The organism is Vibrio sp. Y176, assembly GCF_033438945.1.
The window spans coordinates 1-577 of record NZ_JAWOQS010000886.1; the positions used below are offsets into that span (position 1 = coordinate 1).

General features: G+C 42.6%; 1 protein-coding gene. It reads right to left on the bottom strand.

What is annotated here, in order from left to right; translation table 11 throughout:
- Nucleotides 1-577 (bottom strand): protein kinase domain-containing protein (locus R7O13_RS29230; RefSeq protein ID WP_318305504.1); only part of this gene is annotated, 577 nt, incomplete at both ends.

Sequence of the window (577 nt, forward strand, 5' to 3'; positions counted from 1 at the left end):
CTTCGTTTTGTTGACTAAGCTTTGCTTCTAGATCGGAAATGGCAACTTGCTGTTGGTTGTAGACTAATCCAAGACCTGCCACAAACAACAAGCTGGCTGCGACACCAGTGGCCAAGGGCCAATGCTGCTTGTTCAAACGACGCTTAACTGTCTTTGCATTAAAATCAGCTGGAATTGTGCCAGTTGAAAAAATCTTCGAGAAAATCGGCCACTTCGTTATTGGCATATTTGCTGGTTTAGAGACCTTAATATTTTCCTTTAGTGCTTCATTAACTGGTGTTCTTGAATATGGATGCTTACAACTCAACAATTCATACGTAATACAACATAAGGCGAACATATCATCGCTTATGTTTGGTTCTTTTCCTGAGAGCAGGTTGAGTGAGGCGTAGTTAGGCGTGTAGCCCAGCGTTTCTAGATCTTCTGTTTTACGTTTTGCTGCATACTGATCCTGTTTGATCTGGTGAGTTTTCGACACACCAAAATCCAAAAGCTTTACATGGCCTTCGGAGGTCAAAATTACGTTGGCTGGTTTTAAGTCGGCGTGTACAACACCGAGCGAATGAGCATAGGATAG